Origin of the sequence: Bradyrhizobium sp. CCBAU 65884, from assembly GCF_028128835.1 — a bacterium.
GTDB lineage: Bacteria > Pseudomonadota > Alphaproteobacteria > Rhizobiales > Xanthobacteraceae > Bradyrhizobium > Bradyrhizobium ottawaense.
The window spans coordinates 1-21,883 of record NZ_LBJU01000077.1; the positions used below are offsets into that span (position 1 = coordinate 1).

Below are 21,883 nucleotides of genomic sequence, written 5' to 3' on the forward strand. Positions count from 1 at the left end.
TCCACCGATCAGCTCATGCCAGGCTGTATCGAGCGCAAACCGAGCGGCGGCTAGGTGGGGGCCTCATGCCGGTTACGCTCAAGCTTCCTTCAAGCGTGACTTTGGCCTTCCGGCACCGCTCTTCGTTGGAAAACTCCTGGAAGACGACCGTCGGAAGGAGCCGCCATTCCGCCTTGTCGTTCGTCGCGGCAGGACTGATCGAGTAGGAAAAGACATACATCAGCACCCACATCGCTTTACTCCAGCCTTTACTCCAGCCTTGGCCGGCTCGATCCGTGCGCACGTGGATGGTTGCGCCTGGACACAGCTACGCTTTACTTGGAGGGCGCGCGATCAAGCCGCGATCGCTGCGCCCTCATGCGCTTGATCTCTCGACGCAGGTCTTCACTCTTTTCGTCACGCTGCTCTCCGCTCGATTTGATCCGATCATCTTGGCGCAATTTTTCGAGAGCTTTCTCGACCGAGAGCTTGTTCGTTCCGGCCATAACCGACCTCACTTGCGCTTCTGCGTTCATCAATAGCGATAGTAGGAATTACCCTGCGGGCAGGTTCAGTTGCCAATGATCGCCGCGCTGGCGCTTGATGTCCAAAAAGAGGATGCTGCGTCGTCGTGCAAGGCATTCAAGAGGCGCCGCCATCGCTGAGGCGTTGATTTAAGTCAACGGTCAGCGACAAGCTGCGCAGGCCGCACGGCCCGGTCGATGCTGATCCAGGCCGCTGTGAGTTCCCAGGCGACCGAAAGAATGATCGGTCCGATGAACAGACCGATGATCCCATGCGCGAGCGTGCCACCGATCACTCCGATCAGGATGACGAGCGCCGGCGTGGAGAGGCCCCGTCCCATGACCAGCGGCTTCAGGATGTTGTCGAGAAGGCCGACGATGACGAGAAACACAGTCAGGAGCAGCGCCGTGGTGACGTCCTTGTCCATCCAGATCCAGATGACGACCGGAATGAGGACGATCCCTGCGCCGAGCTGCACGATCGACAGCAGCAGAACAATGACGGCGAGCAGCCCCGCGCTCGGGATGACCGCCAGCTTGAATCCGATGCCGGCGAGCAGCGCCTGAATGATGGCAACGCCGATGACACCTTGCGACACCGCCCGGATGGTCCCAGCCGCCAGCTCGAGGAAATGTTCGCTCTGTTCCGGCACGATGCGGAACAGGAAACCACGGATCGCGCTGACGAGCTGCGGACCATATGGAAAGAGAAATCCGGCGACCAGCACCGACATCAGGAACTGCAGGGTGCCAAGGCCGGCGCTGCCTGCGAATGACAGCATCATGCCGGCAATCGGCTTCAGATATGGCGCAACCTCGCGCACGGCCGCGCGGATGTTGGTGTAGGCCTGATTCCAGAGATCGTAGAGCTGCGGCCCGACCAGCGGCCAGTCCCTGATCCGCTTCGGAGCCGCCTGCAGCGCGAGATCGCCACTACCGAGTTGCCCTGCGAGCTCCCTGACCCCTTCAACCGCACTGAGGCCGAGCCAGGCCGCCGGACCGATGACGATGCCGAGCATGGTGAAGGTAAGGAGCACCGCCGCTGTCCGCGGGCGGCCGCCCAGACATTTCGCGAGCCAGCTGAAGACCGGATAGAATGCCACGGCAAGTACCGCGCTCCAGGTCAGGATCGGCACGAAGGGACGGATGATCAGGAGCGTCCACAGGATTAGCAGCGCAAGCAAGCCGAGCCGGATCACGAGCTGAACGACGTCGCTGGTGGAAAAAAGTTGGCGAAGTGTCTTCAAGGTCTGCGGCCTGCGCCCGGCTGATTGGCTCCATGCGGAAAGCCTAGCGGCCGGACTGGGACTGCAGGCTTGATCCAAATCAACCGGCAAAGGACTGAAAGCGGCCTGATCGGACGGGTGCCGTTGTCACGTAGCGGCTCAACAATTGCGACGCGAACGCATGTCGGATGCAGCAAATTACGCGCGAAACGATCAGCTCGGCGACGGTACGGCCGTGGAGATCCGTGCTCTCCGGCCAGATGACGAAGCCGCCATGCTGGCCGCGCTTGGCGAGGTGGGCACACAGTCCCTCCAGCGCCGCTTCTTCATGCTAAAGCGTCATTTCTCCGAGAAGGAACGCGCCTTTTTCGTCGAGGTCGATTTCAAGGACCATGTGGCGCTGGTCGCGTGCGTGGCGAATGCAGGTCGGAGCACCATCGTGGGCGGCGCGCGATATGTCGCAGCCGGGCCGGGCTGCGCCGAGACGGCCTTCATGGTGATCGACGCCTGGCAAGGACGCGGCATCGGCGGACTGCTGCTGCGTCACCTGATCAGCCTTGCCCGCGAAGCCAGGCTGAAGGAACTGACCGCGGAGGTGCTGCCGGACAACGCTGCGATGCTCAGTCTTCTTGGCAGATTTGGGTTCGAACGCGCAGAACGCCGCGAAGCTGATACGGTCCATATGGTACTGACGCTGACCTGATAGAAGCTCTCGGACGACGCCTCAAGCTCGCGCAAAACACTGCCGCCTTCTGATACATGTAGCTCGGCAACAAGGGCTTACCGGTTCAAAGATCCGCTCCCTTTACACCGCGCAAAAGAAAGCGGCGCCCCGTGAGGAGCGCCGCGCAAATGTTCTTCGTGACTGCCTCTAGCTCAGTACCCGCAGGACGCGCATCCCATCTGCACCGGGGCGTAATAGGAATAGCCCGGCGAGACCATCTGGACGCGCTGGCGCGTGGCGTATTGCGGGGGGATGCGCTCGTACTGGACGCTCGGCGGCGCGACCATCACGGTCTGAGGCACCATCACGGTGCGGTACTGCGCGGGCGAGCGGTGCGCGACGACGGAGCCCGGGGAGACCATCACGGTCTCGTCGACGGTGCGGTATTGCGGCTGCACGTATTGCTGCTGATAGCAGGTCTGGCACGGCGGCGGTGCGTAGCAATTGTAGCAGCCGGCGGAGGCTGCGCCCGTCATGGAAATCGCGGCGACGGCGGTCGAGAAAACAACAGCGAGAGTACGAGACATTGCGGTGGTGCCCAGTTGCCCAAAAATGGATTTGCGAAGGTCGCAGGCAGTATACGCCGCAAAATCCAGGGCTGCCGAACTTCGTCGGGGCATCCTTAATGCGAACGGCCAATCGCGGCCGACCGGTAAGAACTCATTGACCACGCGCATTAACGCGAAAGGCCCTCATCCGCCTCCGTCAAGCTCGCGCTTCAGCGCCTCGCCGCTCTTTCCAAAAACTCCAGCAGCGAGGGATCTGTCTCCTCGAATTCGACAAAGCGGCGGCGCAGCTCGTCCGCTATTTCTGCGGTGGCATCTCGTGACCATCCTTCCGCGGTATTGAAGGCCACGACACGTGCCGGATGGAGATATTGCCCCTCGACGAGATGTCTGAGCAGGGTCGCCCGATTGGTGTCCTCCTCGGCAGTTTCACACCAGGCGCGGCCGAGCCGCCGGCCGAAATCATCGAGCACGAGATAGACGTCCCGGTCTGTCGTCATGTGCGGCACGAGCGATGGAGATTGACTCATGGCTTACTCCGCTAATGGCATCCGGACTGTTGCGGAGGATTCGGCGACCGCCTGGCCGGATTCGGAAAAATGGATTTCGGCTATTTTTCTTAGGATTGCACGATTAAATAAAAAAACAACGAAAATAAATAAAAATTAAATAGCAAAGTGGGCACAAATACACTAAATTCACAGGGCCTGGCGGGCGAGCCCGCACGTCGGGTGCCCACTTCGCAAAGCGGCTCTCGCCTCCACCCCCCCAATAGCCCACACCCCAGGAGGCGGGGGCCGTTTCTTTGCCACCCCCGTCCCGGCTTCATTTGTCTGTCCTGCAAAGCGCATCTGCGCGCTCGCGGGGGGACCGCGAGCGCTTCGGAGAAATCGACTCCCGCCTGAGGCGTGTCGAGGCGCTATTTCGAACGCCGCTTGACCTCGCGCACGGCGCCGCGCGCGGCGCTGGTGGTGAGCGCAGCGTAGGCCTGCAGCGCGGTCGAGACGTTGCGCTTGCGCGCAGCCGGCTGCCAGGCGGCATCGCCCTTCGCCTCTTCCGCGGCGCGGCGCTTGGCGAGCTCCTCGTCGGAGACCTCTAAGCTGATGCTGCGGTTCGGGATGTCGATGGCGATGCGGTCGCCGGTGCGCACCAGGCCGATGTTGCCGCCTTCGGCGGCTTCCGGCGACAGATGGCCGATCGACAGGCCGGAGGAGCCGCCGGAGAAGCGGCCGTCGGTGACGAGCGCGCAGGCTTTGCCGAGGCCCATCGATTTCAGGTAGCTCGTGGGATAGAGCATCTCCTGCATGCCGGGGCCGCCGCGCGGACCTTCGTAGATGATGACCACGATCTCGCCGGCGACGACCTTGCCGCCCAGGATGCCTTCGACGGCCGCATCCTGGCTTTCGAACACGCGCGCGGGGCCCGAGAATTTCAGGATGGAAGCATCGACGCCGGCGGTCTTCACGATGCAGCCGTCCTGCGCGAGGTTGCCGTAGAGCACGGCAAGGCCCCCGTCCTTGCTGAAGGCGTGCTCGAGGTCGCGCACCACGCCCTTCTCGCGGTCGGCATCGAGCTCGTCGTAGCGGCGCTCCTGGCTGAAGGCGACCTGGGTCGGGATGCCGCCGGGCGAAGCGCGGAAGAAGGTGCGGACCGCTTCGCTCTTGGAGCGCTTGATGTCCCAGCGTTCCAGAGCGTCGTTCATGGTCGGCGCGTGCACGGTCGAGACCGAGGTGTCGATCAGGCCGGCGCGGTCGAGCTCGCCCAGAATGCCCATGATTCCGCCGGCACGATGCACGTCCTCGACATGCACGTCGGCGACCGACGGCGCGACCTTGCACAGCACGGGCACGCGGCGGGAAAGCCGGTCGATGTCCTTCATGGTGAATTCCACCTGCCCTTCATGGGCGGCGGCGAGCAGATGCAGCACGGTGTTGGTCGAGCCGCCCATGGCGATGTCGAGCGTCATCGCGTTCTCGAACGCCTTGAAATTTGCGACGTTGCGCGGCAGCACGGATGCGTCGTCCTGCTCGTAATAGCGGCGGACGAGATCGACGATGGTGTGGCCGGCCTCGACGAACAGGCGCTTGCGGTCGGCATGGGTTGCCACCACCGTGCCATTGCCGGGCAGCGCGAGGCCCAGCGCCTCGGTCAGGCAGTTCATCGAGTTGGCGGTGAACATGCCCGAGCAGGAGCCGCAGGTCGGGCACGCCGAGCGCTCGATCACCTTGACGTCGTCGTCGCTGACCTTGGAATCGGCTGCGGCGACCATGGCGTCGATGAGGTCGACGGCCTTGGTCTTGCCCTGCAGCTTGACCTTGCCGGCCTCCATCGGGCCGCCCGAGACGAACACGACGGGGATGTTGAGCCGCAGCGCGGCCATCAGCATGCCGGGGGTGATCTTGTCGCAATTGGAGATGCAGACGAGGCCGTCGGCGCAGTGCGCGTTGGCCATGTACTCGACGCTGTCGGCGATCAGCTCACGCGACGGCAGGCTGTAGAGCATGCCGTCATGGCCCATCGCGATGCCGTCGTCGACCGCGATGGTGTTGAACTCCTTGGCGACGCCACCGGCCTGCTCGATCTCGCGGGCGACCAGCTGGCCGAGGTCCTTGAGATGGACATGACCGGGCACGAACTGGGTGAAGGAATTGACGACCGCGATGATCGGCTTGCCGAAATCGGCGTCCTTCATGCCGGTCGCGCGCCAGAGGCCGCGGGCACCCGCCATGTTGCGGCCGTGGGTGGTGGTGCGGGAGCGATAGGCTGGCATGGCGGTTTCCGTCCTCGGTTTGACCGGCCGGGCGGGAAAATCTGGTGCCGCCTCAGGCCTTTGTGGCCGGATAGCGCACGCGGGGAACGCGCGCAACGGGAACTTGGGGCGGACAGGGCTCCCCTGCTCCCGGCGCGGGGTTTTCGGCGCCTAGCCTACCTCTCTCCGTCATTCCGGGGCGATGCGCAGCATCGAACCCGGAATCCATCGGGTGGCAGCACCCGCGGGACAATGGATTCCGGGCTCGCGCCTTCGGCGCGCCCCGGAATGACGGCGGATGATCCCGAGGCGCATCCGTTATTGCAACGTCGGATCGAGCCGGTCGCGCAGCCAGTCGCCGATCACCGAAACTGCCAGCGTGGTCACGACGATGGTGGCGGCCGGCGCCAGCATGATCCAGGGGGCCCGGGTCAGGTATTCGCGGCCGTAGCCGACCATGTTGCCGAGGCTGGTCATCGGCGGCTGCACGCCGAGGCCGAGGAAGGACAGGCCTGACTCCATCAGGATCACCTCGGGGAAGACAAGCGTGGTCGAGACGATCAGGGTCGAGGCGATGTTGGGCAGGATGTGCCGGAGGTAAATCCGGGGCGGCGTCGCCCCCAACTGGCGGACCGCCGCGGCGTAGCCTTGCGCATTGGCGGAGATGGCAAGGCCGCGGGCGATGCGGGCGTAGCGCTCCCAGCCGAACATGCCCATCAGGCCAATCAGCAGCGGCAGCGAATTGCCGAAGAAGGCGAGCACCGCGAGCGCCATGATCAGGAACGGCATGCTGGCCTGGAAGTCGGTCAGCATCAGCACGAACTGCTCCACGGCGCCCCGAAAATGCGCGGCGAGGAAGCCGAGCGTGGTGCCGACGATCGCGGAGATGGCGGTCGCACCGAAGGCGATCAGCAGCGAGATGCGGATCGAGACCAGAAGGCGCGAGAGCACGTCGCGGCCGAGCTCGTCGGTGCCGAGCCAGTGCGCGACATTGCCGGGCGCGGCCAGCCGATTGCGCAGGTCGAGCTGGGTGAAGCTGTAGGGCGCGATCTTCTCCGCGAAAGCCGCAACCACCAGCATCGCGACGATCCAGGCGGCCGCAAGCAGGACCGAGACCGGGATCGCCGGCAGGCTGATGCGGCGGCCGCTGGCCGTGTCTTTCAGCGTGGCGTCGGTCATGCGTGCGCTCCTTTTGCGCGCAACCGCGGATCGAGGAAGCCGTAGAGGAAGTCGACAATGAGGTTGGACGTGACCATGGTCATGGCGACCAGCAGCAAGATGCATTGCACGACGGCGAGGTCGCGGTTGGCGACCGCGACGACGAGAAGCCGCCCTACTCCCGGCCAGGCAAACACGCTCTCGACCACGACCGCGCCTGCGATCAGCGTGCCCACCATGAAGCCGAGAATGGTGACGGTCGGGATCGCCGCATTCGGCAGCGCATGCGATGTCACCACCCTGCGCCACGGCACGCCCTTTGCGGATGCGGTGCGGATATAGGGCTGGCCCAGCACCTCCAGCATCGCGCTGCGGGTGAATCGCGCCAGCACGGCCGCGCCGCCGAGGCTCAGCGTCGCAATGGGAAGGATCGCGTGGCGCCAGCTGTCCTGCCCGCCCGAGGGCAGCCAGCCGAGCTGCACGGCGAACACGAGCACCAGCAGCAGCGCCAGCACGAAGCTCGGCACGGTGAAGCCGGCCACCGCCGTCATCATCACGGCGCGGTCAATTGCGGAGCCCCGGTGCAGCGCGGCGTAGACGCCGGCGGGAACGCCGAGCGCGACCTTGAAGGCGAAGGCCGGTAAGGTCAGCGCCAGCGTCGCCGGAATCCGCTCCAGCACCAGCTCGATCGCGGGCCGTCCGTCGCGCATGGAGCGGCCGAGCTCGCCCTTTGCGATGGCGCCGAAATAATCGAGATACTGAAACCAGATGGGATCATCGAGGCCCCAGGCCTTGCGGAACGCCGCGAGCACCTCGGGCGGCGCCTCCGGTCCCAAAATCATCAGCGCAGGGTCGCCTGACAGCCGCAGCACGACGAAGGCGAAGGTGACGACGAGCACGATCGTGAGCGCCGCGCGTCCAATGCGAATGGCGAAGTAGCGTCCCATCACGCCGCGTCCCGTGTCTCGGCGCCCGTGACGAGATGGCAGGCGACCTGCCTGTTGCCACCGACAGCCGCGAGCGCCGGCACCTCGCGCGCACAGCGCGCGATCGCGCGCGGGCAGCGCGGATGGAAGGTGCAGCCTTGCGGTCGCGCGGCTGGGTTCGGCGGATCGCCCGCGAGCACGATGCGGCCTGCGCTGCGGCGGCCCGGTGCCGGCGAGGCGGACACCAGCGCCTGGGTGTAGGGATGCTCCGGTCGCGCGAACAGATCGTCGGCGCTGCCGACCTCGACGATGCGGCCGAGATACATCACGGCGACGACATTGCTGACCTGCCTGACGACGCGCAGATCGTGGCTGATGAACAGCAAGGTGAGCGAGAGCTGGGCCTGGAGATCGCAAAGCAGGTTCACCACCTGCGCCTGGATCGAGACGTCGAGGGCGCTGACCGGCTCGTCGCAGACCAGGAAGTCGGGCTTTGTCGCCAGCGCCCGCGCCAGCACGATACGCTGACGCTGACCGCCGGACAGTGCGCCCGGATAACGCGCGCCATGCGCAGGCGTCAGCTCGACGGCGCGCAGCAATTCGCGGACGCGCTCATCGCGCATCGTGGGTGTGCCGACGCCGTGAATGTCGAGGGGCTCACGGATTTGCGCCGCGACTGGCAAACGGCGGTCCAGCGCGCCGAGCGGGTCCTGGAAGATCATTTGCATGCGGGCGCGCTCTGCGCGCCACGCGGCCGTTCCGGTTGCCGCCATCGGCTTGCCGTCGAACCTCACCTCGCCGCTATCGGGCGGCTCGAGGCCGAGCACGACGCGTCCGGTGGTCGACTTGCCCGAACCGGACTCGCCGACGAGGCCCAGCGTTTCGCCTTTGCGGATCGTCAGCGACACGCCATCGACCGCGTGCACGGCTGTGCTGCGGCCGAACATCCCGGAACGCTGGGAATAACTGCGAGCGATCGCGGACACCTCGACGAGCGGCGGGCTCATTCGGCCGCGATCCCGAGCAGCGCGCGGCGCGAGGCTTCGGCGCGGATGCAGGCGACAGCCCGATCATCGGCGATGGGCGCCAGACTCGGCGCGGAAACGCCGCACGGCTCGGCCGCCATCGCACAACGCGGCGCGAAGGCGCAGCCATCAGGCATCATCGCGGGATCGGGCACGGTGCCGGGAATGGCGGTGAGACGGCGGCGTGGTCCGTCGAGCGGCGGCAGCGCGCCGATCAGGCCCTGGGCATAGGGATGCACGGGATCGGCGAACAGCTGGTTGGCGGGGGCCTGCTCGACGATGCGGCCGGCATACATCACCGCGACGCGGTCGCAATTCTCCGCGACGACGCCGAGATCATGGCTGATCAGCACCATCGCCATGCCGAGTTCGCGGCGGACCGTCGAGAGAAGCTCCAGGATCTGGGCCTGAATGGTGGCATCCAGCGCCGTGGTCGGCTCGTCCGCGATCAGGAGATCCGGATTTCCGGCAAGCGCCATCGCGATCATGATGCGCTGGACCTGGCCGCCGGAGAATTCGTGCGGATAGGCCTCCAGCCGCCGGCCCGCATCGGGAATGCCGACGAGATCGAGCAGCCGTCGCGCTTCCGCCTTCACGGCGCTGCCTTGGAGATCACGATGCAGCGCCAGCGCTTCGCAGAGCTGCTTGCGGATGGTCAAGACCGGGTTGAGCGCGCTCGCCGGATCCTGGAAGATCATGGCGACGCGCCCGCCCCTGACCTGGTCGAGCTCGGCGGCCGGCGCGCCGAGGATCTCGCGTCCGTCGAGCCGCACCGAGCCCGAGACCTTGGCATGCCGTGGCAACAGCCCGAGCGCGGCAAGCCAGGTCACCGACTTGCCCGATCCGGACTCGCCGACGAGGCCGAGCGCCTCGCCCTTGCCAAGAGCGAGATCGACGCCGCGCAGGACCGGCACGCCGCTGAAGGCGACGCTCAGGCCTGCAATGCTGACCAGTGGTGACACCTCAGGCCTCGAAATTGCCGGCGCGGAAATCCATCGCGAACGCCGGCGAGGCCTTCCACTTGATCGACTTCGGCTTGGCCGTGAAGGTCGCGTTCTGGTGCAGCACCGTGTAGGCGGGGTCTTCGCGCTCGGCGATCTCCAGCATGCGGCGGAACGCCTTCTTGCGGGCGGCACGGTCGGTCGAGGTCTCCAGGAATTCCGAGAGCTTGTTCAGCTCGACATTGGTCCATTCGCCGATCTGCTGCTGCTGGCCGTTCGGGCCGTGCTGGGCGACCAGCGAGGAGACCGGATCGTTGAAGGCGGCCGAGTTAGACCAATCGCGCACGGCGCGCGTGGGCGCGCGCTCCATGATCTGCGACCAGTTCTCCTTGGTCTCTATCTGGACGTTGAGGCCGACCGACTTCCACATCTCGACCAGCACCTGTGCGGTCGCGACCTGGTTGGTGTAGTAATTGTTGAGCAGGCGATAGGGAATCGGATCGCCCTTGTAATTGGCCTGCTTGAGCAGATCCTGCGCCAGCTTTGGATCATAGGCTGGCACGCTCCAGTCGGAGTTGAACATGTCGCCGTAGAACTCCCACTGCAGCCCCTTCGGCACGCGGGTGCGGCCGGCCCACAGGCTGTCGACGATGGTCTGGCGGTCGATCGCGTGGGTGAAGGCGCGCCGCACCAAGGGATTGGCGAGCTGGGCGTGGTTCTTGTCGAACACGGTCAGGCGGTGGTTGAGGATGGTGCCGCCCTGCACTTCGAACGCGGCGTTCTTCTCGATGCCGGCGATCTGGTCCGGCGGGATGTCGCAGGCGAACTGGTACTCGCCCGAGAGCAGCCCGTTGATGCGGCTGGCAACCTCCGGCACTTCCAGGAAGCGGATGCGCTTGAGCGGCGGACGGCCGCCCCAATATTCGTCGTGCGCTTCCAGCGTCAGCGACACGTCGGGCTTGAGCTCGACAACCCTGTAGGGGCCGGTCGTCACGGGCTTGCGCGCCCAATCGAGATAGCTCGCGGATTCGTCCCAGGCCCGGCGGTTCATGATGTCGGAGCCGTAGCGCGACAGCCGGCCCTCGATCGTGACGTCGGGCGTCGCGTTGTAGAAGCGCACCGTGTATTTATCGACCGCATCGACCCGCACGAGGTCCGGCCAAATCCGGCGTGCGACCGCGGGGACGTCCGGCGGCAATTCCTTGCCCGGCCGCGGCGTCGGGATCTTCTCGAAGGCCTGGATGGTGGAGCGGCTCTTCGCCTCGGTCTCGCCGAACATGCGCTCGCGGCTGAAGGTGAAGACGACGTCCTCTGCGGTCAACTCGTCACCGTTGTGGAACTTGACGCCCTGGCGCAGCTTCACCTCGACGGTCTGGTCGTCGATGCGGCGCCATTCGGTGGCAAGGCCGGGCACGGCCTCGAGGCTGCCGCGCCAGTTCTTGGAGATCAGGCCTTCCCAGATCGAGGAGAAGAACACGCGCTCGCCGACATTGGACTGCTCGCGCAGCACGTCGAGCACGTTCGCATTCGTCACCTTCTGCACGGCGATCGTCACCGACGGACGGTTGTCGCCCTGCGCGATCGCAAAGCGCGGCAGCAGCAGCGTACCTGCGGCGGCGCCGCCGGTTTTCAGGACGGCGCGACGGGTGAATTTGCTCATGGCGGTAGCCCCAGATGATGCGGTTATTCGGCGAGACCGAGCGCGGCCAGATAGGCTGCGCCGGCGCGGACGTCGTCGTGGTTGCGGAGTTCGAGGATCAGCCGCGGGTGGGAATTCAACCGTCCCAGGGCGCGGAACACGGCGACCCAGGGGATGTTGCCTTCACCCGGCGCCCAGTGCCGGTCGGCAAAGCCGTCGGTGTCCTGCAGATGCACATGGGTCAGCATGTCGCCGGCGGTCTCGACGTAATAGTCGACCGGCGGCGCACCGGTGGAGATGTGGGCGTAGTTGGCATGCCCGGTGTCGAGCGAGACGCGGACCTTGGCACTTTCGAGCGCCCTGGCGAGACGGACGCGGTCGCGCGGATCCTTGTCCTCGATGTTCTCGATGACGATCTCGCAGCCGATGGTCTCGGCGCGGGCGATCACCTCGGCGAGCGTCGCCTTGACGCGCTCGACCAGATTGCCGCGATTATCAGGATAGAGATCGAGATTGTTGTGATCCCAGGTCGTGAACGGCGAATGGATCACCATCTGCGTTGCGCCGAGGAACTCGGCGGCATCGAGGCCCTGAAGCAGGCGCTTGGTCACGGCCTGGCGGATCATGGGATCGTGGCTGTCGATCTTGAAGCCCCAGAACGGGCCGTGAATGCCGAGCCGGCCGGTATGGCCTACCAGCATCTGCTTGATCTCGCCGGCCGTGCTCCGCCAGTCGCTGTCGAGCAGATCGGCGCGGAAGAAATCCTGGATTTCGAGATCGCGCTGCCGGTCGAGGAGCCAGTCGCGATGTGCAGGGATCGATTTGATGGACAATGCGGCGCCCAGCACCGGCTTCGACATGGCTTGCTCCTTCGCCGTCAGCGATGACGGGAGCAGCGCTAGACCAGTTCAATGACAGGCCCGTGAATTCGAGTTGCGCGGCGCCGAGGAGATGTGGACATCCTGCCGATCGCGTGCCGCGGACCAGGCAACAGCGATCAGACCACCGATGCAGAACGGGCACATGGCAAGCGGTATCTATGTCCGTAGTGATCCGGAATGGAATCCTATCGCGATGTCACGTACATCGCGTGCATCGATCGGCGGCCACTTCCACGGGCATCACCCTCTGATCGCGCTACATGGGGTTGGGGGACCACATGGGGCGGGGGATTGAAGGCTGGGGCAAGGTGACGAGGTCCGGACTCCTAGGCACTCCGGACCTCGAAGCTTTCAGATTGAACGCAGCAACGCGCCGTCCGGTTGGGGCATCCGGGCGGCGCGTTGTCGTTTCAGCGACGTCTTTCGATCAGCGCGTTTGCGGCTCGATCGTCACCGAGCAGTCGCCCTGCCCTTGCGTCGCGACCACGATATTGCCGGCGGCCGCCCCAAGGGCGACCGGCGCGGACGAGCTGCCATCCGGCATCTGAACCGTCACGCTCAGCGAATCCGTGCGCGCGGTCGAGCCGACCGTTGACGGCTCTGCCTGGGCGACATTGCCCGACGCATCACGCCGCATGATCTGACAATTCACGCTATTGTTCGTCGCGCTGCCGGCGGCTGCCACGTTCGACGAGGCCGCGCCGCCCATCTGCGCGCGGGCTCGCGACGGATCGCGCGGCACCTGGCTGACGATCCGATGCGTCCGCGGCTCCACGATGACGACGTCGTCATCGGTCGCGAAATACTCGTAATCCCGATATTGGGGCTCGATCGTGACGATCTCCGGCGGCAGCCGGTAGAGACGCACGCGCGGTGGGATCGTCTCGCCGATCCGGATCGAGATGTTCAGGTTGCGCTCCGGCTGCGCCAATCGCGCGCGGCTCACCGTTTCAGACATCCGCACCTGCTTCTCGGTGGTCACGCTGGTCTGCTGACCAACCTGCGTGTTGGTCTGGGTGGTCTGATTGGCTTGATTGGTCTGCGTACCGGAAGGTGCGGTTTGCGCATTGTTGGTCGGAGCTGCGCGGTTCGTGTCCGTCGCGGTGGCCGGCCGGTTGTTCTGTTGCGCCGGCTGTTGCTCGGCGGCATTGCGCGGAGGCTGGTTCTGCTCTTTCTGGTTGGCCGCAGCTCCCGTGCGCTCGTTCTGCTGGCCAGCGGGGCCGGTCTTGGATTTCTCGGACTCGGCGGTTGATTTCTGCGGCGCAGACTTATCCTGCTTCGTCTCGGCGCTGCTCTTGCCGGTCTCGCGACCTTGTTTCGCCGTGTCGGCTTCTCGGTTGCGATCTCGCGATGGCTCGCGAGACTCCTGGGCCTGCTCTTTCGCATTGGGCTGGCCGCGTTCGGCGGCGGTGCCCGGTCGTCCCTTCTCTTCCTCCGCACGGCGGCCGCCGCCTTTTTCCTCGCGGCCGGCTCCCTGCACCTTCTCTTGTGCGCCCTGGGCGCGATCTTGGACGCGTTCTTGAGCTGCACCACCGCGCTGGGGCGCGGCGCCTTTCGCCGGTTCCTCGGTCCGTTTTGGCTCGTCTCTGCGCTCACCGGGCGCCTGGGCGTAGGCGATGCCGGACGCGAGCATGAGCCCGACGGCCGCAGTCGATAACATCAAATGTTGACGCATGGTCCCTCTCCTCGACAATTCGCAACAACAGACGCGAACGCTCTGTAGGTGCGAAGGTTCCTGAGCAGGAACGAGGGCCGGTCACGCGGATTTACATCGCGTCCTTCAGCGTGAGGCGGGCGGTGAATGTCACGCTGGTCTTGCCGACCAGTGCCATACCTTCGACCTCGGCACCGCCTGCGGAATAGTCGCCCGAGAAGCCGCAGGTGACCTCCCTGCCGCCGAACGCAAGCGTCCTGCCGACCGCTTCGGTATGCTGATTGACGATCATGTCACCACGCCACTTGCCGTTCCGGAAGGTGTAGGTGCCGGTGTAGTAGAAATAGCTGTCGCCGCCCATGATCCGTCCGTCGCACAGCACGACGACGCCCCTCGCCTGCCCGCGCTTGCCGTCGCGCATTTCGATGTCGAAGATGTAGAGGCCGTTGACGACCCTGGCCTCCTCCGCTTCCGCTCCATCCCCTGCCGACATCAGATCATCTCCCCAACGATCCGCCTCCCCGATCAGTTCGGCACGTTCCGCTCGAGATCCTCGAGCCATGCCGCCGCGCTCGAATCCGAGGGCGTACGCCAATCGCCGCGGGGCGACAGCGAGCCGCCCGCCGAGACCTTCGGGCCGTTCGGCATCGCCGAGCGCTTGAACTGGCTGAAGGCGAAGAAGCGGCGCAGGAACACCTCGAGCCAGCGGCGGATGTCCTTGAGATCATAGGCCTTGCGCCGGTCGCTCGGGAACGCCGGCGGCCATTCGCCACTGGCGACATCCTTCCACGCGTGCTGCGCCATGAAGGCGATCTTGGACGGACGCATGCCGAACCGCAGCGTGTAGAACAGGTTGAAATCCTGCAGCTCGTAAGGGCCGACGGATGCTTCGGTGCTCTGCGGCTTCTGGCCGGGCTCGACCGGCACCAGCTCAGGCGAGATCTCGGCGGCCAGGATCGAGCCAAGCGTCCGGTTGACGTCGTCGCCGAACTGCTTCGATGAGATTACCCAGCGGATCAGATGCTGGATCAGCGTCTTCGGCACGCCGGCATTGACGTTGTAATGTGCCATCTGGTCGCCGACGCCATAGGTGCACCAGCCGAGCGCGAGCTCGGAGAGATCGCCGGTTCCGATGACGATGCCGCCGTGATGGTTGGCGAGCCGGAACAGGTAATCCGTACGCAGGCCGGCCTGCACGTTCTCGAAGGTGACATCGTAGACCTTCTGGCCATTGCCGAAGGGATGGCCGATATCCTTCAGCATCTGCGTCGCGGTGGTGCGGATATCGAGCTCCTGCCAGCTCGTCTGCAACGCCTGCATCAGCGCCAATGCATGGGTCTTGCTTTCACTGCCGGTGGCAAAGCCCGGCATGGTGTAGGCCAGGATGTTTTCGCGCGGCAGGCCGAGCAGGTCGACTGCCTTGGCGGCGACGATCAGTGCATGGGTGGAATCAAGCCCGCCCGACACGCCGATCACGACGCGCTTGGTGCCGGTCGCGCGCATGCGCTGCACGAGGCCGGCGACCTGAATGTTGTAGGCCTCGTAGCAATCCTGCTCGAGCAGGCTTTCGTCGCTCGGCACGAACGGAAAGCGCTCGACCTTGCGCAGGAAGCCGATGTCGGCGGCCGGCGGCTTCAGCGCGAATGTCACCTTGCGGAAAAACGCCTCGCGCTGCCGGCGGTTGTCATCGAACGTCCCCATCAAGGCACGCTCCTGCCTGAGCAGATCGAGATCGACGTCAGCCAGCGTGATCTGGCCGCCCTGGCGGAACCGCTCGCCCTCGGCCAGCAGCACGCCGTTCTCGTAGATCGAGGTCTGGCCGTCCCAGGAAAGATCCGTGGTCGATTCCCCGGCCCCAGCGGCCGAATAGACGTACGCCGCGAGGCAGCGCGCCGATGTCGATTGGCACAGCAGCGCGCGCGAGCGCGCCCGGCCGATCGTGATCGGGCTACCCGAGAGATTGATCAGCACGCTCGCGCCCGCAAGCGCCAGCTCCGAGGCCGGCGTCACCGGAATCCACATGTCCTCGCAGATCTCGACGCCGATGGTGAGGCCCGGAACGTCCTCGGCCGCAAACAAGAGGTCAACGCCGAACGGCGCATGCAGCCCGCCGAACGCGATCGTCTCTCCGACCATGCCGGCGCCGGAAGCGAAATGCCGCCCTTCGTAGAATTCGCGGTAGGTCGGCAGGTACGTCTTCGGCACCACGCCGAGGATGTTGCCGCGGTGAATGACGACGGCACAATTGTAGATGCGATGACCAAAGCGCAGCGGCGCTCCGACGATCAGGACCGTCATCAGTCCCGCTGAGGCCTCAACGAGGCCTACGAGGCCGCGCTCGACCGCATCGAGCAGCGGATCCTGCTTGACCAGGTCTTCGATCGCATAGCCGGAGAGGCACAGCTCGGGAAACACCGCGACCGCCACCGACTGCTCATGGCAGGCATCGGCCGCCGCCAGCACGGCCTTTGCGTTGGCCGAGGGATCGGCGACATGGGACGTGGTGACACAGGCCGCCACGCGCGCAAATCCGTGGGCGTAGATCGAGTGGAAAGTCATCGAGCGCAGTACCCTTAATCTCTTCGCTGCCGAAGCCGTCAGCTCCAGACCCTATGTAGCCCATCGACCCGGTCCCGTGCAGGCCATCCGCCGTCATGCATAACGGATTTGCGCCGCGGTCTGCCCAGCGCCATCTGCCCAGCGCCTTGGTCTGCCCGGTACCTTGGCGGGCTCAGGCGCTGCGGGCCAGCACGCCGGACAGATCGTCGCGCAGCCACGCGGCGATCCGCGGCCAGGCGTGCGCGTGGGTGCGCGCGCCCATGAACAGGCCGAGATGATTGCTCGGCTCGGAAGCCGCCGCAATGAAGGCCGGCGGCGTGCCGAGGAGACCGGCGGTGGCGAGCGCCTGCGCAGCCGGCACGACCTCGTCGTCGAGTCCGGCCAGCAGGAAGACCGGCGCCTTGACGTCCGTCGGATCGACCGTGCGACCAAGAGCGACGAAACTGCTGCTAGCGATCTGGTTCTCCCTGAAAATCCGGTTGACGATCTCCAGATAGTATTTGCCCGGCAGATCGAGCGTCTCGGCGTTCCAGCGGTCGAACCGCGCGAGCAGCGCCGCGCCCTCCTCGTCCGAGAGGTCTCTCTGCAACGCCGTTACGATGTCGTCGCGGTTCGGCGCCTTGGACCAGAAGCGCAGCATCTCCTCGCCGCGGACATTGCCGCCGCCGCGTGCGACGAGCTGGTCGTAGACCATCTCGGGCGCGTTGCGGGTGAGCCGGCACAACGAGGATTCAATCGACAGATCCACGGGAGCGCCGACCAGCACCAGCCGCCGCACCTTGGCCGGAAAGCGCGCCGCATAAAGCAGCGACAGCCAGCCGCCCTGGCACAAGCCGACCAGATCGACCGGCGCGCCGATCTCGTCGATGGCGACATTGAGATCGCCGAGATAGCTGTCGATCGAGAGATAGCGCATATCCGGCGTCGCCGACCGCCAGTCGGTGAGATAGACCCGGTCGATGCCGCCGGTCTGCAGCGACTGCACCACACTGTGGCCGGGGGCGAAATCGGCGATCAGGGCCCGATGCAGCGCATATGGCGCGCAGACCAGCGCCGGCTGGCCGGACCGCGCCTGCGAGCAATCGCGCAGGCGCATGGTCGCGAGCTCCAGCGCCACGGTGCTCTGCGTCGTCCAGGACAAAGTGCTGTCGCCCTGCTCCGCCGGAGCGCGCTCCAGCCACCAGAAGCAGCTGTCCATGGCGAGGCGCGCCGCTGCCAACGGCCACAGCAGCGGGTCGTCCGGGACGGGGCCCTGCGCGCCGCTCTGTTTGCCGGCCTGATTCACCATGGCTATCTCACCATCGTCACAGGAACGCCTCGAGGCTCACGATGGAGATGCCGAGGTCGCGAAAACTCCGATGGGCCGCGGCGACGGAGCCGTCGAGATCGATGCCGCGGCAGGCGTCCTCGATGACGGCGACCTCGAACCCTGCCTTGCGGGCATCCTCCGCCGAGAAGCGGACGCAGAAATCAAGCGCGAGGCCGGCGACGAACACGGTCTTCAGCTCGCGTTCGCGCAAATATCCAAGCAGTCCCGTCGGCGTCCGCTTGTCGTTCTCGAACAGCGCAGAATAGGAATCGATGCCACGGCGAAAGCCCTTGCGCACCACGAGGCTCGCCCCGACCACGTCGAGATCGCGATGGAACTCCGCACCCGAGGTACCCTGCACGCAGTGCGCCGGCCAGAGCACCTGGGTGCCGTAGTCGAGCTCGATGGTCTGGAACGGCTGCTTGCCCGCATGGTTCGGCGCGAACGAGACGTGGTCGCGCGGATGCCAGTCCTGGGTCAGCACCACATTGGCGAATTTTTGGGCGATTCGGTTGATGAAAGGGACGACCTTCTCGCCGCCGGGAACGGCAAGCGCCCCGCCGGAGCAGAAATCGTTCTGCACGTCGATCACCAGCAACACGTCGCGGTCGGAAATCTTCATCGCCGGTCTCATTCGATGTGCCCGGCGCGCCGGCGCCGGACAAGTCCGCTGAGTGTCGGCCTTCCCGCGCCGCTTCGCAACCGCCCGCGCCGTGCGAAGCCCCGCGCGAATTGGTCATGGGGAAACCCCCATGATGCAACGGTTTGGCCTCGTCCGTGTTGACTAGGCGCACCCAAGGGCGGATTCTCGCACTGTCCGCGACTGCGCGGATCGGGTCGAAGGACTGGAGGACAGGGTTGTCGTGCCGCAAGGCGGCGGCAGCCACGGAGTCATGAATATCGGCAAGACAGGACAGATACTTCTCGCCGATATCGGCGGCACCAATGCGCGCTTCGCGCTGATCCGGAGCGAATTGGACCGCGGCGACCTCGGCAACGGCGACCAGACCGGACCGATCGACTATGTGAAAGTCGCCGACTTCCCGACCGTTCGGGAAGCCATCGCGGACGTGCTGGCGCGCCGGTCCGGCGGCGAGCAGCCGCAAAGAGCCGTGCTGGCCGTGGCGGGTCCCGTCACCAACAACCGCTGCGTCATGACCAACAGTCCCTGGGTCATCGACGGCAACGAGCTGCAGCCGGCTCTCGGCTTCGACAGCGTCCATGTGCTCAACGATTTCGAGGTGGTGGCCTGGTCCCTGCCCGCCTTGCGGCCTGCCGATCTGATCCCGCTCGGCGGACAGGATGGCCTGCCCGGCGAGCCGTTGCTGGTGGTCGGCCCCGGAACCGGCTTTGGCGTCTCGTGTCTGGTCGAACGCCATGGCGCGCGCCTCGCCGTCGTCACCGAGGCCGGACATGCGACCCTGCCGGCGGAGAACGAGCGCGAGGAACGTGTGATTGCGTGCTTGCGCCGACGCCTTGGCCACGTCTCCATCGAGCGTGGCGCGCTCTCGGGTTCCGGGCTGCAAAACCTCTACGAAGCCTTGGCTGAGGTTGACGGCGCCCAGGTGCCGCACCGCGACGCTGCCGCCATCACCAAGGCCGCGCTGGAAGGCACCTGTCCCGTCAGCCGCGCGACGCTGGAGATGTTTTGCGCCATCCTTGGGTCGGTCGCCGGCAATCTCGCGGTAACGTTCGGTGCCCGCGGCGGCGTCTATGTCGCCGGCGGAATCGTGCCGCGCTTCCCCGAGTTCCTTCTCGCCTCTGCGTTCCGGGCGCGCTTCGAAGCCAAGGGGCGCTTCCAGGACTATCTGCGCAACATCCCGACCAAGCTCGTGACCAAGCCAGACGCGAGCTTCGTCGGCCTGAAGATGTTCGCCGACTCCAATCCAAACTGAATTCGGTCGTCCTCCCTCCTCATGGTTCCATTAATACACAGCTGATTGCCGCGCACACGCGGTTCCACGCAGGAACGTGCTTGCCTGCGTGTTCCGGATGAGAAACAATCCTGCCGTGTGTTTGTGTGTGGCGTAGTTGCGGGGGCGTGACATGCGTAAGCAGGATTTGGGTTTCGACTACCACCGCTATCATCGCCTGCTGAGCGAGGCGGATGACGAAGACAAGCGGCTGGCCCTGATCGACTTGCTGATCGAGGAAAAGGCGCGAGACCGGCTGGCCGCCCAGCGCGCTTCGGACCGCGCGGCCATGACGGCCCACACCATTGCCAGGGTGCTGAAGAACGGCCGCAACTGAGACTTGCAATCCGGCCCGCGACGCCGGAGAACGCGGGATCCAATTGAGATTCCGTTAAGGATGCCCCGCAATCTGACGTCAAACTTTTTGCTCTAGGGTTCCCTCACCTGATGCAATTCAGGGTCAAACAAGGGGGCAATGACATGAGCATGATTTCGATCGCCGCGATGCCGGCCGTCGTCGAAACGCGTTTCGCCGATTCGTCCTTCAAGACCATCTTGCTGTTCTGCTGCACGGGCCTGGTCGCCTCGTTCGGCCTGATGACGTACGGCATCGACCTCGGCGCCGGCCTGATGTGAGACCGCGACAAATTCCGTCGCCAGATGGCCGCCCCCGACGGGCGGCCATTTTCGTTGGGCTATCTCAGTGCGGCGCCTTCGCCGTCACTCAGTGCGGCGTCTTCGCCGTCACTCAGTGCGGCGTCTTGCCGTCACTCAGTGCGGCGCTTTGACCGGGGCTCCCGGAAACATGGAATCGATCATCGCCTTGAGCTGATCCATTGCGATCGGCTTGCGCAGGATCGGCCTGCGCCGGAGCAAGGACGGCAGCAGTTCGGGACCGTACCCCGTCGCGAACATGAACGGCTTTCCGCGACGTTCGATCAGGTCGGCGACGGGATCGACGTAAACGCCCATCAGATTGATGTCGAGGATGGCCATATCGTATTGCGCGGTCATGGCGAACGCGCTTGCGTCCCGGACATTGTCCGCTTCCGCGACGACGTGGTGGCCGAGTTCCACCACCATGTCGGCGATCATCATCCGGATCAACGCCTCGTCTTCGACCAGGAAAACGGAGAGTCCGTCCGCCATATCAACCCCGCAGTCAGCTTGCCAAACTAATCATAACTCAATTGCGGAGAAGATTCACGAATTCGTGGCGGGCGCCGTTAATTCACACGCGCCCGATCCGATTCAACTTGATCAATCCAATCCCCGCTCGTGGCTCAGCCGCACCATCTCCTGAATGAAGACCTGCTTCTGCTTGTCATCGAGGCTCGAAAACAGCGGCTCGGCGGCGTCGGCGACATTGCGCTGGTCGGCGGCGCGGTCGATCAGGAACTGCGCCTCGTTGCGCATCTGCTCGATAATGTCGTCGGGCGGATCCCGCTTGGCGCGCGCAACCCGCAAGTTGAGCCGCTCTGCACCATTATGCCCAAGGTAGTGCATTGCGCTCGAGAAGCCGTACCAGTGCTTCTCCTGATCAGCCGTGAGGTTCAGCTGAGTCTTGATCCGCTCGATATAGGAATCGCTGTTGGCGACGATCTGCTCGGCGGTCTGCTGCGGCGCGCCGGTCTGAGTGAGGACGGTGACATCCTTATTGTCCTTGCCCTGCGGTGCGTTCTTGGCCTCCTTGCTCGCCTTGGCGCCCTTGCCTGCCTTGGCGCCCTTTGCATCCTTGTCCTTTGCATCCTTGTCCTTGGCCGCGCCCTGTTGCTTGGCGTCCTTGCCTGCATCCTTGGCGGCCGGGGCCTGATTGCCATTGTTGTTGCCGACGCCGAGCACGCCGGTGAAAACGCCGACCACACCGCCGATTGCACCGCCGAGCACGCCACCGACGGGACCTGCCGCCTTGTTTCCGGCCGCCGCGCCGTCCTGAACGCCTTTGACCAAGCCTTGAGCTTGGGCCATTGCGGCCGCACCGAGCAGCAGCGTAAGCACGGCCCCCAGCGCAAGCCATCGCCGCATGTGAAGCCGCGCAGACGGCGCCGGGTTGATCATTCTCGTCTCCATCGTCGATCTGACTGGCCTGTTGGGGCGGAGTCACCCGCCAGCTGCAACTCTATCGTTTCCGCCGCTTCGCGGTCCAGACGCAGCCGAATGCTGTCCACGT

General features: G+C 65.3%; 23 protein-coding genes. 5 read left to right on the top strand and 18 right to left on the bottom strand.

Annotated features, from left to right (window positions below; all coding sequences use genetic code 11):
• Window positions 1-206 (top strand): hypothetical protein (locus tag XI03_RS03800; RefSeq protein ID WP_271591376.1); only part of this gene is annotated, 206 nt, incomplete at its 5' end.
• Between the two features lie 108 nt (window positions 207-314).
• On the opposite strand, the gene XI03_RS03805 is transcribed toward XI03_RS03800, so the two are convergent.
• Both XI03_RS03805 and XI03_RS03810 read right to left on the bottom strand, forming a co-directional pair.
• The gene (locus tag XI03_RS03805) at window positions 315-485 is read right to left on the bottom strand and encodes a hypothetical protein (RefSeq protein WP_162832270.1); all 171 of its coding nucleotides are present in this window, start codon (window positions 483-485) and stop codon (window positions 315-317) included.
• Between the two features lie 173 nt (window positions 486-658).
• Window positions 659-1,750 (bottom strand): AI-2E family transporter, encoded by a 1,092-nt coding sequence (locus tag XI03_RS03810; protein WP_271591377.1) that lies wholly within the window; start codon window positions 1,748-1,750, stop codon window positions 659-661.
• A gap of 160 nt (window positions 1,751-1,910) precedes the next feature.
• On the opposite strand from XI03_RS03810, the gene XI03_RS03815 reads away from it, so the two are divergent.
• Window positions 1,911-2,432 (top strand): GNAT family N-acetyltransferase, encoded by a 522-nt coding sequence (locus XI03_RS03815; RefSeq protein WP_271591378.1) that lies wholly within the window; start codon window positions 1,911-1,913, stop codon window positions 2,430-2,432.
• A 173-nt stretch (window positions 2,433-2,605) separates the two neighbouring features.
• Here the strand turns inward: XI03_RS03815 and XI03_RS03820 are convergent, their stop codons facing one another.
• The 14 genes from XI03_RS03820 to pncA all read right to left on the bottom strand — a co-directional run bounded on the left by XI03_RS03820 (window position 2,606) and on the right by pncA (window position 18,434).
• Window positions 2,606-2,929, bottom strand: a complete 324-nt coding sequence (locus XI03_RS03820; RefSeq protein ID WP_038970325.1) for a hypothetical protein — start codon at window positions 2,927-2,929, stop codon at window positions 2,606-2,608.
• Between the two features lie 242 nt (window positions 2,930-3,171).
• Complete coding sequence (locus XI03_RS03825; protein WP_271591379.1) at window positions 3,172-3,489, bottom strand: hypothetical protein; 318 nt, start codon at window positions 3,487-3,489, stop codon at window positions 3,172-3,174.
• A 389-nt stretch (window positions 3,490-3,878) separates the two neighbouring features.
• Window positions 3,879-5,729 carry a dihydroxy-acid dehydratase gene (gene ilvD / locus XI03_RS03830; RefSeq protein ID WP_038946817.1) on the bottom strand — a complete coding sequence of 617 codons (1,851 nt, stop codon included), beginning with the start codon at window positions 5,727-5,729 and terminating at the stop codon, window positions 3,879-3,881.
• A 297-nt stretch (window positions 5,730-6,026) separates the two neighbouring features.
• Complete coding sequence (locus XI03_RS03835) at window positions 6,027-6,887, bottom strand: ABC transporter permease (RefSeq protein WP_152102939.1); 861 nt, start codon at window positions 6,885-6,887, stop codon at window positions 6,027-6,029.
• Window positions 6,884-7,813, bottom strand: coding sequence for an ABC transporter permease (locus XI03_RS03840; protein WP_271591380.1), 930 nt, complete (start codon window positions 7,811-7,813; stop codon window positions 6,884-6,886). The genes XI03_RS03835 and XI03_RS03840 overlap by 4 nt, the downstream gene beginning before the upstream one ends.
• Window positions 7,813-8,799, bottom strand: coding sequence for an ABC transporter ATP-binding protein (locus XI03_RS03845; RefSeq protein ID WP_271591381.1), 987 nt, complete (start codon window positions 8,797-8,799; stop codon window positions 7,813-7,815). Before XI03_RS03845 ends, XI03_RS03840 begins: the two co-directional genes overlap by 1 nt.
• Window positions 8,796-9,779, bottom strand: coding sequence for an ABC transporter ATP-binding protein (locus XI03_RS03850; RefSeq protein ID WP_271591382.1), 984 nt, complete (start codon window positions 9,777-9,779; stop codon window positions 8,796-8,798). Before XI03_RS03850 ends, XI03_RS03845 begins: the two co-directional genes overlap by 4 nt.
• Window position 9,780: 1 nt before the next feature.
• Window positions 9,781-11,418 (bottom strand): ABC transporter substrate-binding protein, encoded by a 1,638-nt coding sequence (locus XI03_RS03855; RefSeq protein WP_271591383.1) that lies wholly within the window; start codon window positions 11,416-11,418, stop codon window positions 9,781-9,783.
• 23 nt (window positions 11,419-11,441) lie between these two features.
• On the bottom strand, window positions 11,442-12,257 hold the full coding sequence (locus XI03_RS03860; RefSeq protein ID WP_271591384.1) for a sugar phosphate isomerase/epimerase family protein: 816 nt from the start codon (window positions 12,255-12,257) through the stop codon (window positions 11,442-11,444).
• A 448-nt stretch (window positions 12,258-12,705) separates the two neighbouring features.
• The gene (locus tag XI03_RS03865) at window positions 12,706-13,911 is read right to left on the bottom strand and encodes a DUF1236 domain-containing protein (protein WP_271591385.1); all 1,206 of its coding nucleotides are present in this window, start codon (window positions 13,909-13,911) and stop codon (window positions 12,706-12,708) included.
• A 133-nt stretch (window positions 13,912-14,044) separates the two neighbouring features.
• Entirely contained in the window at window positions 14,045-14,425 is a 381-nt protein-coding gene (locus XI03_RS03870) for a GrlR family regulatory protein (protein WP_271591386.1), read from the bottom strand.
• 32 nt (window positions 14,426-14,457) lie between these two features.
• Window positions 14,458-16,491, bottom strand: a complete 2,034-nt coding sequence (locus XI03_RS03875) for an NAD(+) synthase (RefSeq protein ID WP_271591387.1) — start codon at window positions 16,489-16,491, stop codon at window positions 14,458-14,460.
• A gap of 172 nt (window positions 16,492-16,663) precedes the next feature.
• Window positions 16,664-17,779, bottom strand: coding sequence for an alpha/beta fold hydrolase (locus XI03_RS03880; protein WP_271591388.1), 1,116 nt, complete (start codon window positions 17,777-17,779; stop codon window positions 16,664-16,666).
• A gap of 16 nt (window positions 17,780-17,795) precedes the next feature.
• The gene (gene pncA / locus XI03_RS03885) at window positions 17,796-18,434 is read right to left on the bottom strand and encodes a bifunctional nicotinamidase/pyrazinamidase (RefSeq protein ID WP_271591389.1); all 639 of its coding nucleotides are present in this window, start codon (window positions 18,432-18,434) and stop codon (window positions 17,796-17,798) included.
• Window positions 18,435-18,693: 259 nt separating this feature from the next.
• Here pncA and glk point away from each other — a divergent pair, with 259 nt between their 5' ends.
• The 3 genes from glk (at window position 18,694) to XI03_RS03900 (ending at window position 20,349) form a co-directional block, all read left to right on the top strand.
• Complete coding sequence (gene glk / locus XI03_RS03890; protein ID WP_095424142.1) at window positions 18,694-19,695, top strand: glucokinase; 1,002 nt, start codon at window positions 18,694-18,696, stop codon at window positions 19,693-19,695.
• A 151-nt stretch (window positions 19,696-19,846) separates the two neighbouring features.
• Window positions 19,847-20,050 carry a hypothetical protein gene (locus XI03_RS03895; protein ID WP_028136378.1) on the top strand — a complete coding sequence of 68 codons (204 nt, stop codon included), beginning with the start codon at window positions 19,847-19,849 and terminating at the stop codon, window positions 20,048-20,050.
• A 143-nt stretch (window positions 20,051-20,193) separates the two neighbouring features.
• Window positions 20,194-20,349, top strand: coding sequence for a hypothetical protein (locus XI03_RS03900; RefSeq protein ID WP_162832271.1), 156 nt, complete (start codon window positions 20,194-20,196; stop codon window positions 20,347-20,349).
• 135 nt (window positions 20,350-20,484) lie between these two features.
• Here XI03_RS03900 and XI03_RS03905 read toward each other — a convergent pair whose 3' ends face one another.
• Both XI03_RS03905 and XI03_RS03910 read right to left on the bottom strand, forming a co-directional pair.
• A complete protein-coding gene (locus XI03_RS03905; protein ID WP_028144593.1) occupies window positions 20,485-20,862 on the bottom strand; it encodes a response regulator in 378 nt (125 codons plus the stop codon).
• A gap of 111 nt (window positions 20,863-20,973) precedes the next feature.
• Window positions 20,974-21,771, bottom strand: a complete 798-nt coding sequence (locus XI03_RS03910; protein ID WP_038970347.1) for a Spy/CpxP family protein refolding chaperone — start codon at window positions 21,769-21,771, stop codon at window positions 20,974-20,976.
• Window positions 21,772-21,883: the final 112 nt, after the last annotated feature.